This is a genomic window from Parabacteroides sp. AM17-47, assembly GCF_003434625.1.
In the GTDB taxonomy this organism is placed as follows: domain Bacteria; phylum Bacteroidota; class Bacteroidia; order Bacteroidales; family Tannerellaceae; genus Parabacteroides; species Parabacteroides distasonis.
Genome location: NZ_QTLI01000021.1, coordinates 78,423 through 96,410 on the forward strand (window position 1 = coordinate 78,423; position 17,988 = coordinate 96,410).

The following is a 17,988-nucleotide window of genomic DNA, read 5'->3' on the forward strand; positions in this document are numbered from 1 at the left end:
GTAATTCAAATTATCATGTATTCCATTAGAATCCCACGGTTACATTAAACGTATAGGAACGGCTGGTCGGCGCGGCTCCATTCTCGAATCCGGTAGCGTTGGTATTCGTGGCGGCAACGGACTCGGGGTCGATACCCGGCAAGTTATAATGGATCATCCAAACATTGTTACAAGTAGCGGATAGACGTACACGCTGGAAAGGCGTTTTCTTCAACATCTGTCGATTGAACTCGTAGCCAAAGGTGATATTACGCAAACGGACATTGGTGGCGCTATAGGTATAAACCTCTGGTAAACCATAATTTCCGGTAGACCCAATACGTTCCCAATAGTTCTGGGGAGTGACGGCGACCGTATTCTCCGCATAACCACTGCCCTGTTGAACCACGGTATTCGGTACCACGAATTCGGCACGATCACCATTCACCACTGTTCCGGCGGCGTTACCCCGGGTATACAGGTTGGAGGCTGTCGCCGAATAGATGCTACCACCGATACGGAAGTCTATTAAGAAGCTCAGGTTAAAACCTTTATAAGAGAAATTATTGGTCCAACCCATCATCCAATCCGGACTCTGGTTTCCTACTTTCGACTTCTCGGTAGAGATCAAAGGCAAACCGTCATCACCTACGACGATCTTTCCATAGTGAGGACTATTCTCATCGGTCACACGCATAAAGGTCTGCCCGTAGATCTCACCATAATAACCACCTACCGGAGCTACGATCTGGATAGCGTCGAACGTCTTTATATCATATAGATTCACGCCCTCGTATAATTCTTTGATCTTATTCCGGTTCAAGGAGAACTGCGCCGTAGAGCTCCAGCTCAATCCGGCGGGATTGTCTAGAATCGTACCGTTCAAGGAGATCTCCAAACCCTCGTTCTGAATGTTACCCGCATTAATCTTACGGGAAGCATAGCCGGAGAACGGGTCCATCGGTAAATCCAGTAACTGGCGGGTAGCGTTGGACTTATACCAAGCGGCATCCAAGCCCAATCGGTTATTGAAGAAACGGATATCGAAACCGGCCTCCCATGATTTAATCAACTCACTACGTACGTCCGAGTCGTAAAGTACCTTACCCGGTTTCGCCGTCGTATTCCCGTTGGGGTCCTTGCCTACAGAGTAGAAGTTATATAATTGATACGGGTCCAAGTCGTTACCTACCTCAGCGAAGGAGGCACGTACCTTAGCGAAAGAGAACCAATCCGGCATGCTTCCGCCAATCTTCGGCAACATATCAGAGATCACCGCGGAGAAGCTGACAGACGGATAGAAATAAGAGCGGTTGGCTTTCGACATCGTAGACGACCAATCGTTACGTGCCGTAACATCCAAGAACAGATAACCATCCCAGTTCAACTGCAACGACCCGTACAAGGAATTCATACGACGGCGGATCAACTCGGAAGTGACTGTTGGCTTATTCACGCCATTATTCAGCGAGAACAAGTTCGGCACCAACAACTCTCCGGCAGAAGCGTTCATCTTATTACGCTGCTGGAGCATCAAGTTACCACCGAAAGTAACGAAGCCTCCCAGCCGATCGATCAAGTTATCCTTCCGGGCCGTAGCCAAGAAACTGAAGTTATTCTCATAGAAGGTCTCCGATCCCTCGGTATACAGACCTCTCGGACTGGTATTACCACCGGCATATACTTTCTCGCTCTTCGTCGTGGTATAATAATCCGTACCACCTCTCAACTCAATATCGAACCAATCGGTCGGGGCATATTTCAAGGAGATATTTCCTAACAAACGGTTACGGGTATCCTCGTTCTGGCGATAACGGGTCACCCAATAAGGGTTCTCCTGCGGATTCTTGGAGGCGTCATACCAAATCATATTGCCTTGCTCATCCACGTCATCCTCAAACTCACGGATATTCAAGGAACGAGGCAGGTTATAGATCGTATTGAAAGCGTTCGAGGGATTCACGCCCTGAATCGGGCGGTTATGTGCGTTTTGATTGATATAATTCACCTTGGCATCTACTTTCCACTTTTCCGCCTCATCCAAGAAAGTGGTGGCACGCAAGGTAATATTCGTCTTGTTTAGTTTTGAGCGTGGGGTGATGCTAGCATCGTCGGAACGGTTTACGGAGGCGAATACCGCCGTCCCCTTTATGTTCTGCTGGAAGCTGACACCCTCGTTAAAGGAGGTTCCGGTGCGGAAAAAAGCGTCGATATTATCATAAGTATGCAGGGGGATTTGATTGCCTCTCCAATCGGTTACCATTTGTCCCGTGGCTTTCGGTCCCCAGCTAAGGCGGGATTGGTTATCGTAAACGCCCACGGAGCCTTGTCCGAAGTCGTTCTGTAAATCAGGTTTCAGGAAAATCGTCTCGGCGGTGATACCGGCGTTGATCGTAATACCGAGTCCCTCATTCTTACGTCCGGACTTGGTAGTGATCAAGATCACACCGTTACCGGCACGTGAGCCATAAAGGGCGGCGGCGGAAGCACCCTTCAATACCGTCATGGACTCGATATCTTCCGGGTTGATATCCGAAAGGCCGTTACCCATGTCCGCTCCGGAGTTACCCCATACATCATCCACGCCACCGGTGAAGTTATCCATCGGGGTACCGTCTACGACGATCAAGGGCTGGTTGCTACCCGTCAATGAGTTATTACCACGAAGTACGATCTTAGAGGACCCTCCTACGCCATTGCTTGAACGGACGATCTGCAAACCGGAAACCTTACCGGAAAGGGAGTTCGCCAAATTCGGCTCACGGGAGGCCAAGAGGTCGTCCCCTTTCAACTCCTGCATGGCATAGCCCAAGGCTTTCTTATCTCGTTTCATACCCAAGGCAGTCACCACCACCTCATCGAGTTTCTGGGTATCTTCCACGAGTTTAACCGTAATCTCGGACTGGCCGGTATATGGGATGTCTTGCGAGGTATAACCGATAAACGATATCTGTATGATATCCCCTTTCTTCACGTTATCCAAAGTAAAATGCCCGTCCAAGTCGGTCATAGTACCATTGGTAGTTCCTTTCACGATTACGGACGCCCCGGTAACGGGTCCTAAGGCATCCTCAACTATTCCCGACACCTTTGCGTTTTGCTGGGAAATGTCAACCTTCGGAATCCCGGGCATAGGCGTGGCGTATAAGTTTCCCGAGAACCCAAGCGCCCCTACCAACAGGATTAAGCTGACTGGTCTGAATCTTTTCAACATAACTACTGTTTTTTGTTTATTTTGATAGACAATGTTTTAGTTTTTGCGTCAACGAATGTCATTTATCCTGTATAAACATAAAAAGGGCAGATATGTTTTGAGTTTAACATATACAAGAGTAACCGGAGAGAGATGAGTATCACTCCGGTATCTCAGTAAACCAGGAAGGTCGTGAGTTTAGTGACAAGTGATTTTAGGAATGGACAATATATATATACTGCGTTGCCCCAATAATATATACTGCGTTGGTCAAGTAAGATATACTACGTTTATTAGAATGCCCATCATAAGCACCTTTCGACCGCAGTCGGCAGGGGCTTACGATGGGCATTGTTAGATGCTTATAATAGCGGTCGGCACAAATACACAAAAACAGGGGCTTTTGACACACCCTCTTTCATATAAATCAATGTTTAGCCCACCATAGCGGAGTAGAAATTAAATCAGCTCCACCCAATAGCTCAACAGCTTTCATATAACTATCCTTACTATTGATTTCCATATTCGCTGGATAGCGCAGACGTTCTTGATAGAATTCCCACTTACATTCCTTACAGTTAGCACGAGTAAGAGGCAACTCGTTACTAGAAACGTTATAATCTATCTCAACAGCTTGATTCTCAAAGAAAGGCAAACCTAAACGACGATGATCAGACCATGCCTCTAAAGGTAACCAAGGAACCTGTGCCAAGTATTTTTGCGAGATTATCTTTGTCAGCTTATCATTATTGACCGTACCATTCTTATAAATAGAATTTTTCGGATAAGTATAAGTAGTAGTCTTTTTCTCACCAGTATAACCATCTACATATTCAGCCGTATAAGACTTTGCTTCCGCCGTATGATCAAAAGCGACAGAAGTACCTACACGGTTATATTCCGTAGAACTCAAATAATCATTTAAGAACTCAGATACACCGTGATATTCAAAGCTAGCTGCTATACCAGCCTCATAATGAGATTTCGCACTACCAGACACGTTCCAACCATACAACGCAGCTTCAGCCAATAAGAACTCCGTCTCCCACGGCCCAAACCATACACGCTTATTCGTACTTTCACGATATATCTTGGATAAAGAAGGATAAGTCTTACTTGCTCCTGTCAATTCGCTGGTTAGCGCTGAGTATTTATCCCATTTTCCAGCAACCCAAGTATTCCAAGTATATTTCACGTTCAACTCCAAATATGTCTTATTGTTATCCTCAACATTTCCAGTAGCAGGATCCGCTAAACGAGCCTTATCAGCCAAACCGATATTAGAGAAATAAACAGTACCATCATCATATCCCGGAATATGAAACAACTTAGTAGCACGAGGATCAATCTTTGAAGGAAGAGCATCAAAGAAATAGCCTGCAGCCGGATCATTCGTAGAAACCGGTAAGTGTTTTTCTAATCGAAGGCCTAGATAATTACGAGCATCTTTCAATACCACATCCTCTTTTATCGCCGCAGGAACTTGGAAATCGATTCCTCCTAGGCCAATCATCATATTATTAATGGTGACCGAAATGGGTTGGGCATTCCAAGGACGAGACATCACACCATCAAGATCAGTCCAACCGCCTTTTTCTTGCACCTGAGCAATTTCATCTTGCGTAGTAATAAAATTATTCGTCGAAGCGGCATCCTCAAAAGCAGCCTTTGCTTTAGCTTGATCTACAGCAGATAAACGCATAGCGTAGCGCAAGCGTAATGAGTTCGCATACTTTATCCATTTAGAGGCATCACCATCATAGAAAGCATCCGTTTTCTCTGATGTAATAGCGCTCATATCCGCATTTACATCTATCTTGCCAGCGGCATCTTTCAATTCAGAAATAATAAAATCATAAATATCTTCTATACTCTTATATTCTACGATACCATCAAAAGCGTTTGCCGGAGGCACAGGACCAAAGTTATCAGCCAATTCAGAGATGACATAAGCCCGCCAAATACGAGACATCTGTAGCAAATTGTTCTCATAAGGATACTCCGGATTGGCGGCACGTTCCGTACCAATTTTCACGGCCATATTAACATTGTTCAGCCATCCCACTCCATAATCAACGCCAAAGTAGTCCGTATTATAATCATTATAATTCGCACCTGTAGCTAAACCACTACGACGTTCAAAACGAGCCGCACTTTTCCATTGATACACGAACACACGCTCTGCGATATGCGGGTTCTGCTGTGCCCCCATGATTGATTTATTCAGTAGATAAGATACTTTGATCGCACTTTCATCTACGGCATTCGGGTCTTTATTTATTTCCTCAAAGTCGTTACATGCAGTAAATAAAACGGCTAATGAAGCTAACCCTATTATTGTTCTTTTTAATGTTTTCATACTTAAAATCATCTTTCTTATTAGAAACCAACTGTTACATTAAATGTGAAAGAGCGAGAAGTCGGAGCTGCCCCATTCTCAAAACCAGTAGCATTGGAATTTGTAGCCGAAATAGATTCCGGATCAATACCTTCCAAATGATTTACAATCATCCAAACGTTATTCGCCACGAATGATACACGTACTTTCTGTAATGGGGTTTTCTCTAACCATTTTTTCTCAAAATCATAACCAACGGTAATATTACGTAGACGAATATTAGTAGCATCATATAAAAATGCCTCACCCACACCGATATTACCTCCGGCAGCACGTCCCCAGTACAATTCAGGAGTAACAGCATTAGAATTTGCCGTATAACCACCATTTCCATCAGAAGTCACTGAATTCGGAACTACAAATTCCTCACGGGTTCCATTTATAACGGTACCTGCGGCATTACCTGCCTTGTACAAATTAGCAGTGGTCGCTGAGTAAATATTTCCACCAATACGAGCATCAATCAAAAAGCTCAAAGAAATATTTTTATAAGAGAACGAGTTAGTCCATCCCAACATACAATCAGGCTGTTGATTCCCCAGATAATAATCATCTGAAGTAACTAATGGTAAACCTTGAGCATCTACAATAATTTTACCAGCATGTTCCCCACTTTCAACACGTTGGAATTTTTTACCATAAATATCGCCATAATAACTACCCGTACGGGCTACAATCTTTAAATCATCAAAAGTCTTGATGCCATATTCATTTACTCCTTCATACAAATCTATGATTTTATTTTTATTGAAGGAAGCATTCAATGTTGTTTCCCAATTTAAGCCTCTAGGATTCTGCAAAATAGTACCATAAAGCATTAATTCCACACCTGAATTTTGAATATTACCTGCATTGATCTTACGTTTGGAATAACCAGAAAATGGATCCATTGCCAAATCTAGCAATTGGCGGGTAGCATTAGATTTGTACCAAGCCGCATCAATACCTAATCGATTATTGAAAAACTTCAAATCAATACCGGCTTCCCAAGATTTAATCAACTCTGAACGTACAGAAGAATCATATAAAGTAGTTCCTAGAGCTGCAGTTGGGTTACCATTTGGATCTTTATCAACCTTGAATACAGTATACAATTGATATGGATCAAGGTCATTACCTACTTCCGCATAAGAAGCACGAACCTTAGCGAAACTCATCCATTCCGGCATTGTACCGCCAACCTTTTCCACCATATCTGAAATAACACCAGATAAGCTAACCGAAGGATAAAAATAAGATTGGTTTTCTTTACTCATAGTGGAAGACCAGTCATTACGAGCCGTAATATCCATAAACAGCCAGCCATCCCAGTTCATTTGCAAAGAACCGTAAATAGAATTCATCTTGCGCTGTACATCTTCAGATGTATGCGTCATATTATTCTTGTCAGCGGCATTAGACATCGCAAATAGATTCGGAATCAATAAATCACCCGTACCAGCCTCTAATTTCTTACGGCGTTGCATCATCAAGTTTCCACCCACGGTCACAAAACCACCAAACTTGCTAAAAAGGTTATCTTTCTTAAAGGTAGTCAAGAAACTATAGTTGTTCTCATAAAAAGTCTCCGACTTCTCAGAGTAACGCCCTTTCGGATTCACATTACCACCAGAATATACCTTATTTGTAGTCGTAGTCGTATAATAGTCCGTACCGCCTTTTAGCTCGAGGTTCCACCAGTCCGTTATCTTATAAGAAAGAGAAATTGTACCTAACAAACGATTACGAGAGTCTTGATTTGTTCTATAATCTTTAATCCAATACGGATTTTCTTGGGGAGTACTCTCGGTATCCCACCAAATCATATTTCCATTTTCGTCCAAACAGTTCTCCAGATCCCTAATATCCAGCGATCGTGGTAAATTATAGATCGTACTAAAGGCATTCGATTGGTTAATACCTTGGATTGGACGATTCTTTGCGTTATTATTTAAATAGTTGGCTTTTGCATCTAATTTCCATCTTTTATCCGGACCGAACTCGCTTGTTCCACGCAAAGTAAGAGACGTTTTATTTAATGATGCACCCGGAACGATGCCCTTATCATCAGAGCGATTAATTGAGGCGAATACCGCCGTCCCATCATAGCTCTGCTGAAAAGATACACCTTCATTGAATGAAGTTCCTTTCTGGAAATAAGCATCTATATTATCATAAGTATACATCTGGACTTTCTGCCCATCCCAGCGATCAATTGTTACGGAACCATCGGCAACAGGCCCCCAGCTTGAACGGTCTTTCACATTATATATGCCATTTGTACCCTGACCATACGTATTCTGTAATTCTGGTTTCAAAAACATGCTTTCCACTGTAACTCCGGCATTTACAGTAATACCTAATCCACTTTGCTTTTTACCCGATTTCGTCGTAATCAAAATTACGCCATTACCTGCACGAGAACCATATAACGCGGCGGCTGAAGCTCCTTTCAACACGTTCATGGATTCGATATCTTCCGGGTTGATATCTGACAAACCATTACCCATATCCACGCCGCTATTACCCCAAGCATCATCAACTCCTCCAGTAAAGTTATCCATTGGAATACCATCGACAACAATCAACGGCTGATTAGATCCAGTTAATGAATTATTACCACGCAATACAATTTTTGAAGAACCGCCAGGGCCACTACTAGAACGAACTACCTGCAAACCCGATACTTTACCAGATAACGCATTCGCAATATTACTTTCCCGTGCATTTACAAGTTCGTCTCCTTTCAATTCTTGCGTAGCATATCCCAACGCTTTCTTCTCACGCTTGATGCCCAAGGCCGTAACCACGACCTCATCCAATTTCTGGGTGTCTTCCGCTAATTTGATAACGCCTACCGGCTTACCGGTATACGTAAGCTCCATGGTGGAGTAACCAATGAATGAGATTTGGATTACATCACCATTCTTGACGCCATCCAAAGTGAAATTACCGTCCATATCGGTAATCGTTCCATTAGACGTTCCTTTCACGACAACTGACGCTCCGGTCACTGGGCCGAAATCATCTTCCACTGTACCTGTTACTTTCCCGTTTTGCTGGGAGATAGAGGTACCTTGCTCAACAGGTGCGATGTTGGCATACATGCTTCCCGAGAAGCATAACGCACCCGCACATAGAATTAAGCTGACAGGTTTAAAGTTTTTCAACATAACTGATGGTTTTATTAATAAATAATTAGACAATGTCTTGGCGAAACATTTGTCTTTTAAAATTATTCACATACATACACTCACTCCTGAGTTCTAGCGTAATTAAGTTCAAATAAAAAATGGGCTAACTATCGGAGTCCTACATGAACTTTTCTTAAGTAGAAGTTGTTTTATTTAGTTGGCGCCAAAATACCTAGCACATTTTATATCGGAGGCAAAGATATGAAATATTCATTACATTGTGTTATTATAATTAAATAAATCCTCCCTTATTTTTTATGTTTTACAATATAAAATTAGAAATATAAACGATTTTAAGTTAAAATCGACTTGAGTTCATGTAGAACTAAGTATCTGCAGTAAGATATGAAATTACAGTAATTCAAGCGTTTTTTCAGAATATAAAAGCAAGCCAGCTTCATCGGCAAAGTAAGTTAATTAAAATGCCAAAGTAAGTTAACTTACTTCGCCGATGAAGTTAACTTACTTTTATTAGATATCTTCTATTGAAAAAGACGTATAATCTCTAAAAATCTTTCTCATTCGCCATATACCACATATTAAGGAACGAGGCCTTCGTGATATTCACCACCTTGTCCCAATTAATCCGGTCGGCATGGTCGCTCGGTTGATGGTAATCCGGATGCCCGTCGGTATGATACCAGATAATAGGGATACCTATCTTTGCGAAGGAACCGTTATCACTCCCTCCTACCGGGTTATCCCACGGACGATAATCCGGTGCCAGATTCAAGTTGTATTTCTTGATATCGTTCTTCAGCCAATCGCCGAAAGCAGGGTGCGCCTCTGTATAGAAATAAACCACATGGGTAGGCTTCGCCTCGTTATTGTTACGGCCGATCATATCGAAATTCAAATATCCTTTCACGTTCTTTATCTCTGGAAAAGACTGAACGAAGGCTTTCGATCCGAGAAGCCCTTTCTCCTCGCCGTCCCAGAAAGCGAATATAACGGTTCGCTCCGGTTGCTGGCCCGTGGCAAGGAAAGCCCTCGCTATCTGCAAAACGGCAGAGACTCCGGAAGCGTTATCGTCCGCCCCGTTATAGATCTGGTCGCCATCCAGCATCGGGTCGATACCCAGATGGTCATAGTGAGCGCCGACGATCACGATCTCACTCGGGTTCTTGCCCTCTATCTTACCCAAGATATTATTCAAGGAAAGTTTCTGGAAAACACCGGTTTGCTTGATAGCCGCTATGGAATCCGGCTGCACCTGCCAGCGGGCCCCTCTCTTCTGGCGTTCCATATGGTAAGCCTCAAACGGATGGTAATAAGAGTCTCCTACAGGGTCGATACCCAATGATTTCAGGTTCGCCACGATATAATCGCCCGCTATACGGCCTCCACGGAAACCGGCCTCACGGCCCTCCAGATCATCATCGGCCAAGAAACCGATATGCGCCTCGGCGGTCGATCTATTTATCACCTCCAAACCTTTCTTCTCCGGACTTTCCGCCCAAAGAGCCGTACTTAATGCCAGCGACATTAAGAGTAATCCTGCTTTTTTCATCGTTTTTGTGTTCAAATGATTATTGTTTTAGCTTTTTCATCCACAAATATAAGTAATTTCCCTGATATGCGAAGGAGAAGGAAAGGAAAGGGCACAAAAAAAAGGCTCACCCGGCCGTATCGCCAAAGGTAATCCTCATTTCCTATCTCTCACCATTCCGTTTTGAACGGAGGTAAGAGATGACATCTAATTTATTTCTTACTTTAATTCTTTACTTAAAAAAGACGCGGTCTTTTAGTTCTTATCCGCATCTACACTCATTTCGCTCATAAGGCGACGGATCTCAGCGTTTAATCGCTGACTCATGGCACCATTGCCAGCTGACTGGTAACGATCTGCTTGATAACGCAACATCGCTAAAGCACGAAGGCTTTTCTCATTTTCTCTCATCATCATAATCTTTTTGTTTTACGCTTCCCACGCTTGGAAAGCCAGTTAATAAATAATCCTAAAACGATCTTTCTTTCTTAATTCGTTACAAAGATAACCATTTTATCCGAAACAATGTTGTAAAACATAATAAAATATTTCATTTTTTCGATTATTTATGACTTGTGCAAATAAGTCTAAATACGCCGGGGATTACTCCACCGGCGTTAATTCACCTGTAACAGAGTCTATTACAAACCCTCTTACCGTTATATCCGACGGAACCAGCGGATGATTCCGAATTTGCTCCACGGTCTCGTGCACGGAAGCCTCGGAGGTCTCGAATCCCCGCAACCACGACTCGAAGTTTATACCGCAATATCGGATCATATCTATTCGTTCCTGCGGAATTCCCCGCTCTTTCATCTTTTCGATCATCTCGGAGCTATTCATGTGCTTGGCTCCGCAATCGGTATGCCCGATTATCATTACCTCTACAACCCCAAGCTCGTAAATCGCCACCATCAAGCTCCGGATAACGCTTCCGAAGGGGTGGGATATGATCGCCCCCGCGTTCTTTATAATTTTCACGTCTCCATTCTTGATGCCCAAGGAGGCGGGTAGCAACTCGGTCAGCCGGGTATCCATGCAAGACACGATGGCGATCTTCTTATCGGGATATTTATTCGTGATATACTTCTCATACCCCTTGTTCTTTACGAACTCACGATTATAGCTTACCAATTCATCAATCATAGCGTTTGTGATTTAGCGTTATTAAACTGTTTATTTATATAACATCGAAATGTCTTAAAGCGTTCATGACACCATCGTCATCTACGGAGTCGGTCACGTAATCCGCCGCCTCTTTCACCTCGTCGCCGGCGTTACCCATGGCTACCCCGATCCCGGCGTGGCGAAGCATGGCCATATCGTTGCCTCCATCGCCAAAAGCCATCGTCTCGTGGAGCGAGATCCCGTAATACTCGATGATCTTATCGATCCCTACCGCCTTACTGCTCCCCCGCGGCACGACATCCGCAAATAGCGGGTTCCAACGAGTAGCCTCGCAATGCGGCAAGACGGACATGATACGTTCTTCATGGCCGGGAGAGAAAAAGGCTATCAGCTGGTATACTTCCTTACCCCCGTTGCCACGCAAAGGACGCAAGGGAGGATGAGGGAAGTCTAGCATGTCGTAAAGCTGTCGCACAGAATCATCCACGTAGTTCTGGTAAATCCCATCTTCCTCCACCAAGGCGCACGGGAACGCCTCCTCATTCTCTTGATAGCGGATCAACGCCTCTATATCCTCCGACGGGATATTATGTTTATAGATAACCTTATCTTTTCCGGCCAAGCAATATCCTCCGTTCAAGGTAACATAACCATCGAACTCTTGCGTCCCGAGGTTATTGATAGATTGCAACTGGCGGCCGGTAGCGATGAAAACCTTGATTCCCTTTTCTCGCAACAGGTCCAAGGCCCGGACCGTGGAGTCCGGTAGTTTATGCGTCTTGAAACTTACCAACGTACCGTCAATGTCAAAAAATACTGCCTTAATCATACTTATACTACTCTTCTTTTCGTACAAAAGTAGGTAAAAAAAGCGGAACCTAGGCATAAAGTATTTATGATCATACTATCGGGAGCATAAAATAAATCGACAACCTCTTGTTGATAAACATTTGTTTACCTACCTTTGTAAGGTCAAGATCTTTTAGATGGATGATAACCAAAAAGAGCTAAAGGCTCTGATAGAACATGAAAAGAAAAATCTTCTGTTCTATTCTCTCTACTGGGATATTTTAGCGCAAAAAACCTCAGAAGGGGAACTTGAAAAGCAAATAGACCTGCATTTAGACAGGTTATTGTTGTTACTCAAGTTGAAAGGTTAACAGAAAGTACTCCTAAAGGAGTACTTTCTAAAAGATCTTTTCACTGGAACTTTTTAACAGAACAACATATGGCAAATTACGATCAACTCAATCAAGAACTGGAAACATTAAAAAGTAAATTCATGCTTCTGGATACAGATGAAGAGCGCAAGGCTTTCCGCTCTGAAGTAACAGCGTTTATCGACTCTAAAAGTGACGAAGAAAAACAGTTGGTCAACGAAGCGTTTATCGCAGGGGCAAATGATGCCTGCGCCAGAGCCGATAAGTTAATCGACAACGTTCTCAGAAACAAACTTGACGGTATATATGAATCGATCTCTTGGTCTTATATCGCACGTACTTATTTCAACAAAAGCAGGGCATGGTTGAGCCAACGTATAAACGGCTTAATGATCCATGGCAAAGAGGTGCAATTCACGTATGAAGAAAAGCAGACGTTATTACAAGCGCTCCGCGATATTGGCAAAAAAATAGAACGTACGGCTCAAGTTATCGAGCAAACACTCTGAAGATCTTGACAAATTTACAGAGAGCAGAGACCCGGCCGACATCATGGTTCGCCGGGTTTTCTCATTAATCCAACCGCACTCAAATCGATATCCAAAAACAATTTGTACTTTTGTAGTCTGTTACCAACTAAATCTATCGTATGAGGAAACATTTTCTACTTTTCTTGCTTTGTCTAGCCACGAACGCCAGCCTGACGGCCCAAGAGACCCTTCGGGAGAATAACGGGGAACCTACACTCGTGGAACGATTATCGAACGGAGAGATCAAGATCAATAGCGCCGAGATGAACTTCCAGCTTTTCACCTCGGCCAACGCTGAGTTTGTCGGGAACGAGCTAGACGGTATGAACTTCAAGCTGAACCGTGTCCGGCTGGAGATCAAGGGGGATGTAGGCAAGTGGCTGGGGTATCATTACCGGCAGTCGTTCAACAAATACTCCGATCCCTATTCGCTCGACAACCTCTCCTCCTCGCTCGAGCTGGCTTACGTGAACCTAAAGGCACGGCATAATCTCAATTTCACGATCGGCAAGCAATTCGTTAATTTCGGGGGATACGAGTATTACGTCAATTCCATCCGGGTACGAGAGTTTAGCGAGTTCAATAATTTACTGACCGCCTACCAAGCCGGTATCTCGGGCAACTGGCAAGTCAACCCGGACCACGAGCTTTGTTTCCAGATCGTGAATAACCGCAACGGTAACGACGAGGACATCTACCCTACCGGACTTCCCGAGGGCACCGCCAAGGCCAAGATACCCTTTATGTACACGGTCAACTGGAATAGCTATTATCTGGACAAGACCTTGCAACTGCGTTATGCCACCGCCGTCGGACAGCAGACCCGCAAGCGCTACTCCTACTATTTCACCTGTGGCAATACCTATGAGAAAGGCCCGTTGCTAACGTACCTCGACGTTATGTACACCCGCCAAGGGATCGACCAGCATGGGGTCGTCAGCCGTCTGCCCGGAACGCCTCATACCGCCATGAACACCGAATACCTATCGATTATCGGCGACGTGGATTACCGTGTCCACCCCCAATGGAACGTTTACGTGAAAGGGGCGTACGAGACCGCCCGGGTGTACAAGGGCAACGGCGATTTCCGGAAAGGGATGTACCGCCGTTCGTGGAACGCGCAGAGTAGCGTGGAATTCTTCCCCTTCAAGCAACTCGACCTTTTCGTATTCGTCCTATACACCTACCGGGGCGTTATCCTAGAGAAAGCCGCCACGCGAATGGGAGCCATAGAGCCGGATACACACCGTATATCGCTGGGGCTGGTCTATTCGATCCCGGTCTTCTGACAAACCGCGCATACCCCATCCACCCCATAAAAAAAGCGGTGCCTTCCGTTTCCGGAGACACCGCCCTCATTCTATAATAAAAGACCTGTTATATTAAGCCTCTACATCCCAATTCTCGGCAGCCATACGTTTGTAGCTACGCAGACGCCATTTAGCGTTCTCCTCGGCGGCGGCAAACAACTCAGCGGCCTCAGCCGGATATTGTTTAGCTACGGAAGCGAAACGAACCTCACCCTTCAAGAAGTCTTGGAACTTGCTCCAATCCGGCTCCTTGCTATCCAAGGTGAACGGATTCTTGCCCTCTGCCTCCAAAGCCGGGTTGTAACGCCACAAGTGCCAGTAACCGCATGCTACGGCTTCTTTCTCCTCAGCTTGCGACTTACCCATACCCTTCTTCAAACCGTGGTTGATACAAGGAGCGTAAGCGATGATCAAGGAAGGACCGTCGTAAGCCTCGGCCTCGCGGATCGCCTTCAATGTCTGGGCTTGGTCGGCACCCATAGCGATCTGAGCCACATATACGTAACCGTAAGTAGTAGCCATCAAGCCTAGGTCTTTCTTACGTACCCTCTTACCGGAAGCGGCGAACTTAGCGATAGCGCCCACCGGAGTAGCCTTCGAGGACTGACCACCCGTGTTAGAGTAAACCTCGGTATCCAATACCATGATATTTACGTTCTTGCCGGAAGCGATCACGTGATCCAAACCACCGTAACCGATATCGTAAGAAGCACCGTCACCACCGATAATCCATTGAGAACGTTTTACCAAGAAGTGAGACAATTCCTTGATCTGAGCGCAAACCGGACAACCCTCCTTGATGCCTTGCTCAACGAATGCCATGATTTGCGGAGCCAATTCCTTCGTCTTCTCGGCGTCGTTCTGGTTAGCGATCCAAGCGGCGGCTATTTCCTTGGCCTCAGCCGGAGCATGCTCGCCCACGGTGATCTGTTGCAACAAGCCTTCCAGACGTTTACGCATCTTCTCGTTCGCCAATTCCATACCCAAGCCGAACTCGCAGAAGTCCTCGAACAAAGAGTTTGCCCAAGCAGGACCTTGACCCTTCTCGTTCGTTGTATAAGGAGTGGAAGGAACAGAACCGGAGTAGATAGAAGAACATCCGGTAGCGTTAGCCACCATCTCGCGGTCGCCGAACAACTGGGTGATCAACTTCACGTACGGAGTCTCGCCACAACCGGAGCAAGCGCCTGAGAATTCAAACAACGGAGTAGCGAACTGTGAGTTCTTCACGTTAGACTTCACGTCTACCAAGTTTTGCTTAGAAGAAACGTTAGCTACGCAGTAGTTCCAATTATCGGCCTCAGCCAACTGGCCTTCCAGCGGAACCATAGACAATGCCTTGTTGCCCTTGAATCCCGGACAGATATCGGCGCAGTTACCGCAACCCAGACAGTCGAGAACGTCTACCTGCATACGGAACTTCATACCTTTCATAGCGGCCGGAGCCTTCACGTCCAACATAGCGAAGCTGGCGCCCTTCTGCTCCTCGTCGTTCAATACGAACGGACGGATAGAAGCGTGAGGACAAACGTAAGCGCATTGGTTACACTGGATACAGTTCGCCTCATTCCAAACCGGAACGAAAGCGGCCACGCCACGTTTCTCGTATTTAGCGGTTCCTTGCGCCCAAGTACCATCCTCGATGCCCTTGAATGCGGAAACCTTCAATAAGTCGCCATCCTGAGCGTTGATCGGACGAACTACCTCGTTGATGAAAGCGGGATCGTTGTTTACGACAGCCTCATCATCCGGAAGGTTAGCCCAAGCGGGATCAACCGTCAATTGGTTGTACTCGCCACCACGGTCTACAGCCGCGTAGTTCTTGTTAACCACGTCCTCGCCCTTCTTACCGTAAGACTTAACGATGAATTTCTTCATCTGCTCGATAGCCAAGTCTACAGGGATAACACCTGTGATACGGAAGAAAGCGGACTGAAGGATCGTATTGGTACGGTTACCTAAACCGATCTCCAAGGCGATCTGTGTAGCGTTGATATAATATACAGTGATATTCTTCTGAGCGAAGTAACGTTTTACCTTATTAGGCAAGTGCTTAGCCAACTCCTCGGCGCCCCAAACGGTATTCAACAAGAAGGTACCGTTCTCACGCAAACCACGAGTCACGTCGTACATGCGCAAATAAGCCTGAACGTGGCAAGCCACGAAGTTCGGGGTATTCACCAAATAAGTAGAACGGATCGGATGATCACCGAAACGCAGGTGAGAACAAGTGAAACCACCGGATTTCTTAGAGTCGTAAGAGAAATAAGCCTGACAGTATTTATCCGTGTTATCACCGATAATCTTCACCGAGTTCTTGTTAGCGCCTACCGTACCGTCGGCACCCAAACCGTAGAACTTAGCCTCGAACATACCCTCACCGCCCAAGGCGATCTCTTCCTTCTGAGGCAGAGAAGTGAAAGTAACGTCATCCACGATACCGATCGTGAACTGGTTCTTCGGCATCGGCAACGCCAAGTTCTCGAATACGGACAGGATCTGAGCCGGAGTCGTATCCTTAGAACCCAGACCATAACGGCCACCTACGATCACCGGAGCATCCTCCTGACCATAGAAGCAGTCTTTTACGTCCAGATACAACGGCTCACCGTTAGCACCCGGCTCTTTCGTGCGATCCAATACGGCGATACGCTTAGCGGTCTTAGGCACGGCAGCCAAGAAATGCTTAGCGGAGAACGGACGATACAAGTGAACGGATACCAAACCTACCTTCTCGCCCTTAGCGATCAAGTGATCGATAGCCTCACGAGCGGCCTCCGTAACAGAACCCATGGCGATGATCACACGCTCAGCGTCCTCAGCTCCGTAATAATCGAACAAACCGTATTTACGGCCTGTGATCTTGGAAACCTCGTTCATATATTCTTCTACGATAGCGGGAACTGCCTCGTAGTACGTGTTGGAAGATTCTCTGTGTTGGAAGAAATGATCCGGGTTCTCGGCCATACCGCGAGCGACCGGTCTCTCCGGGTTCAAGGCACGGGCACGGAACTCAGCCAAGGCCTTCTGGTCGATAAGCGGAGCCAAGTCCTCATTCTCCAAAGCCTCGATCTTCTGGATCTCGTGAGAGGTACGGAAACCGTCGAAGAAGTTCACGAACGGTACACGAGACTTGATCGTAGCCAAGTGAGCGACACCGGCCAAGTCCATAACCTCCTGTACGGAACCCTCGGCCAACATGGCGAAACCTGTCTGACGGGCAGACATCACGTCTTGATGGTCACCGAAGATACACAACGCATGAGAAGCCAATGTACGAGCGGATACGTGGAAAACGCAAGGAAGCAATTCACCGGCGATCTTGTACATATTAGGGATCATAAGCAACAAACCTTGAGAAGCAGTGTAGGTTGTTGTCAAGGCACCAGCTTGCAATGAACCGTGAACAGCACCTGCGGCACCACCCTCTGATTGCATTTCCTGTACCATTACAGTCTCGCCGAAAATATTCTTACGTCCGGCTGCAGCCCATTCATCTACATATTCAGCCATTGTAGACGACGGAGTGATGGGGTAAATCGCGGCTACCTCGCTGAACATATACGAGATATGAGCAGCGGCCTGATTACCATCACAGGTTAAAAATTTCTTCTGTTTTGTCATAGAC

At 45.6% G+C, this 17,988-nt stretch carries 11 protein-coding genes; 3 read left to right on the forward strand and 8 right to left on the reverse strand.

The window, feature by feature from the left end; all coding sequences use genetic code 11:
- Window positions 1-25: 25 nt before the first annotated feature.
- The 7 genes from DW205_RS16935 to DW205_RS16960 form a co-directional block, all read right to left on the reverse strand.
- Complete coding sequence (locus DW205_RS16935; protein WP_005866149.1) at window positions 26-3,193, reverse strand: SusC/RagA family TonB-linked outer membrane protein; 3,168 nt, start codon at window positions 3,191-3,193, stop codon at window positions 26-28.
- A gap of 406 nt (window positions 3,194-3,599) precedes the next feature.
- Window positions 3,600-5,531, reverse strand: a complete 1,932-nt coding sequence (locus DW205_RS16940) for a SusD/RagB family nutrient-binding outer membrane lipoprotein (RefSeq protein ID WP_008774163.1) — start codon at window positions 5,529-5,531, stop codon at window positions 3,600-3,602.
- A 20-nt stretch (window positions 5,532-5,551) separates the two neighbouring features.
- Window positions 5,552-8,722, reverse strand: a complete 3,171-nt coding sequence (locus DW205_RS16945; protein WP_005866145.1) for a SusC/RagA family TonB-linked outer membrane protein — start codon at window positions 8,720-8,722, stop codon at window positions 5,552-5,554.
- A gap of 526 nt (window positions 8,723-9,248) precedes the next feature.
- On the reverse strand, window positions 9,249-10,253 hold the full coding sequence (locus tag DW205_RS16950; RefSeq protein WP_008778110.1) for a M28 family metallopeptidase: 1,005 nt from the start codon (window positions 10,251-10,253) through the stop codon (window positions 9,249-9,251).
- Between the two features lie 234 nt (window positions 10,254-10,487).
- Window positions 10,488-10,649 carry a hypothetical protein gene (locus DW205_RS22330; protein WP_005858277.1) on the reverse strand — a complete coding sequence of 54 codons (162 nt, stop codon included), beginning with the start codon at window positions 10,647-10,649 and terminating at the stop codon, window positions 10,488-10,490.
- A 186-nt stretch (window positions 10,650-10,835) separates the two neighbouring features.
- The gene (locus DW205_RS16955; RefSeq protein WP_005866142.1) at window positions 10,836-11,378 is read right to left on the reverse strand and encodes a carbonic anhydrase; all 543 of its coding nucleotides are present in this window, start codon (window positions 11,376-11,378) and stop codon (window positions 10,836-10,838) included.
- A gap of 34 nt (window positions 11,379-11,412) precedes the next feature.
- Window positions 11,413-12,189, reverse strand: a complete 777-nt coding sequence (locus tag DW205_RS16960; RefSeq protein WP_008778109.1) for a Cof-type HAD-IIB family hydrolase — start codon at window positions 12,187-12,189, stop codon at window positions 11,413-11,415.
- Window positions 12,190-12,346: 157 nt separating this feature from the next.
- Between DW205_RS16960 and DW205_RS22335 the strand changes: the two genes are divergently transcribed.
- From DW205_RS22335 to DW205_RS16970, 3 genes are all read left to right on the forward strand, one after another.
- Window positions 12,347-12,520, forward strand: a complete 174-nt coding sequence (locus tag DW205_RS22335; RefSeq protein ID WP_008778108.1) for a hypothetical protein — start codon at window positions 12,347-12,349, stop codon at window positions 12,518-12,520.
- Window positions 12,521-12,588: 68 nt separating this feature from the next.
- Window positions 12,589-13,029 (forward strand): DUF5053 domain-containing protein, encoded by a 441-nt coding sequence (locus DW205_RS16965; RefSeq protein WP_005866138.1) that lies wholly within the window; start codon window positions 12,589-12,591, stop codon window positions 13,027-13,029.
- A gap of 140 nt (window positions 13,030-13,169) precedes the next feature.
- Window positions 13,170-14,339 (forward strand): porin, encoded by a 1,170-nt coding sequence (locus DW205_RS16970; RefSeq protein ID WP_005866136.1) that lies wholly within the window; start codon window positions 13,170-13,172, stop codon window positions 14,337-14,339.
- 93 nt (window positions 14,340-14,432) lie between these two features.
- On the opposite strand, the gene nifJ is transcribed toward DW205_RS16970, so the two are convergent.
- Window positions 14,433-17,984 (reverse strand): pyruvate:ferredoxin (flavodoxin) oxidoreductase, encoded by a 3,552-nt coding sequence (nifJ, locus tag DW205_RS16975; protein WP_005866134.1) that lies wholly within the window; start codon window positions 17,982-17,984, stop codon window positions 14,433-14,435.
- Window positions 17,985-17,988: the final 4 nt, after the last annotated feature.

Bases quoted from the DNA above. Each gene is read 5' to 3' on its own strand.
- DW205_RS16960 (WP_008778109.1), bottom strand. From the start codon at position 12,189: ATGATTAAGGCAGTATTTTTTGACATTGACGGTACGTTGGTAAGTTTC.
- DW205_RS16945 (WP_005866145.1), bottom strand. From the start codon at position 8,722: ATGTTGAAAAACTTTAAACCTGTCAGCTTAATTCTATGTGCGGGTGCG.
- DW205_RS16935 (WP_005866149.1), bottom strand. From the start codon at position 3,193: ATGTTGAAAAGATTCAGACCAGTCAGCTTAATCCTGTTGGTAGGGGCG.
- nifJ (WP_005866134.1), bottom strand. From the start codon at position 17,984: ATGACAAAACAGAAGAAATTTTTAACCTGTGATGGTAATCAGGCCGCT.
- DW205_RS22330 (WP_005858277.1), bottom strand. From the start codon at position 10,649: ATGATGATGAGAGAAAATGAGAAAAGCCTTCGTGCTTTAGCGATGTTG.
- DW205_RS22335 (WP_008778108.1), top strand. From the start codon at position 12,347: ATGGATGATAACCAAAAAGAGCTAAAGGCTCTGATAGAACATGAAAAG.
- DW205_RS16965 (WP_005866138.1), top strand. From the start codon at position 12,589: ATGGCAAATTACGATCAACTCAATCAAGAACTGGAAACATTAAAAAGT.
- DW205_RS16950 (WP_008778110.1), bottom strand. From the start codon at position 10,253: ATGAAAAAAGCAGGATTACTCTTAATGTCGCTGGCATTAAGTACGGCT.
- DW205_RS16940 (WP_008774163.1), bottom strand. From the start codon at position 5,531: ATGAAAACATTAAAAAGAACAATAATAGGGTTAGCTTCATTAGCCGTT.
- DW205_RS16970 (WP_005866136.1), top strand. From the start codon at position 13,170: ATGAGGAAACATTTTCTACTTTTCTTGCTTTGTCTAGCCACGAACGCC.
- DW205_RS16955 (WP_005866142.1), bottom strand. From the start codon at position 11,378: ATGATTGATGAATTGGTAAGCTATAATCGTGAGTTCGTAAAGAACAAG.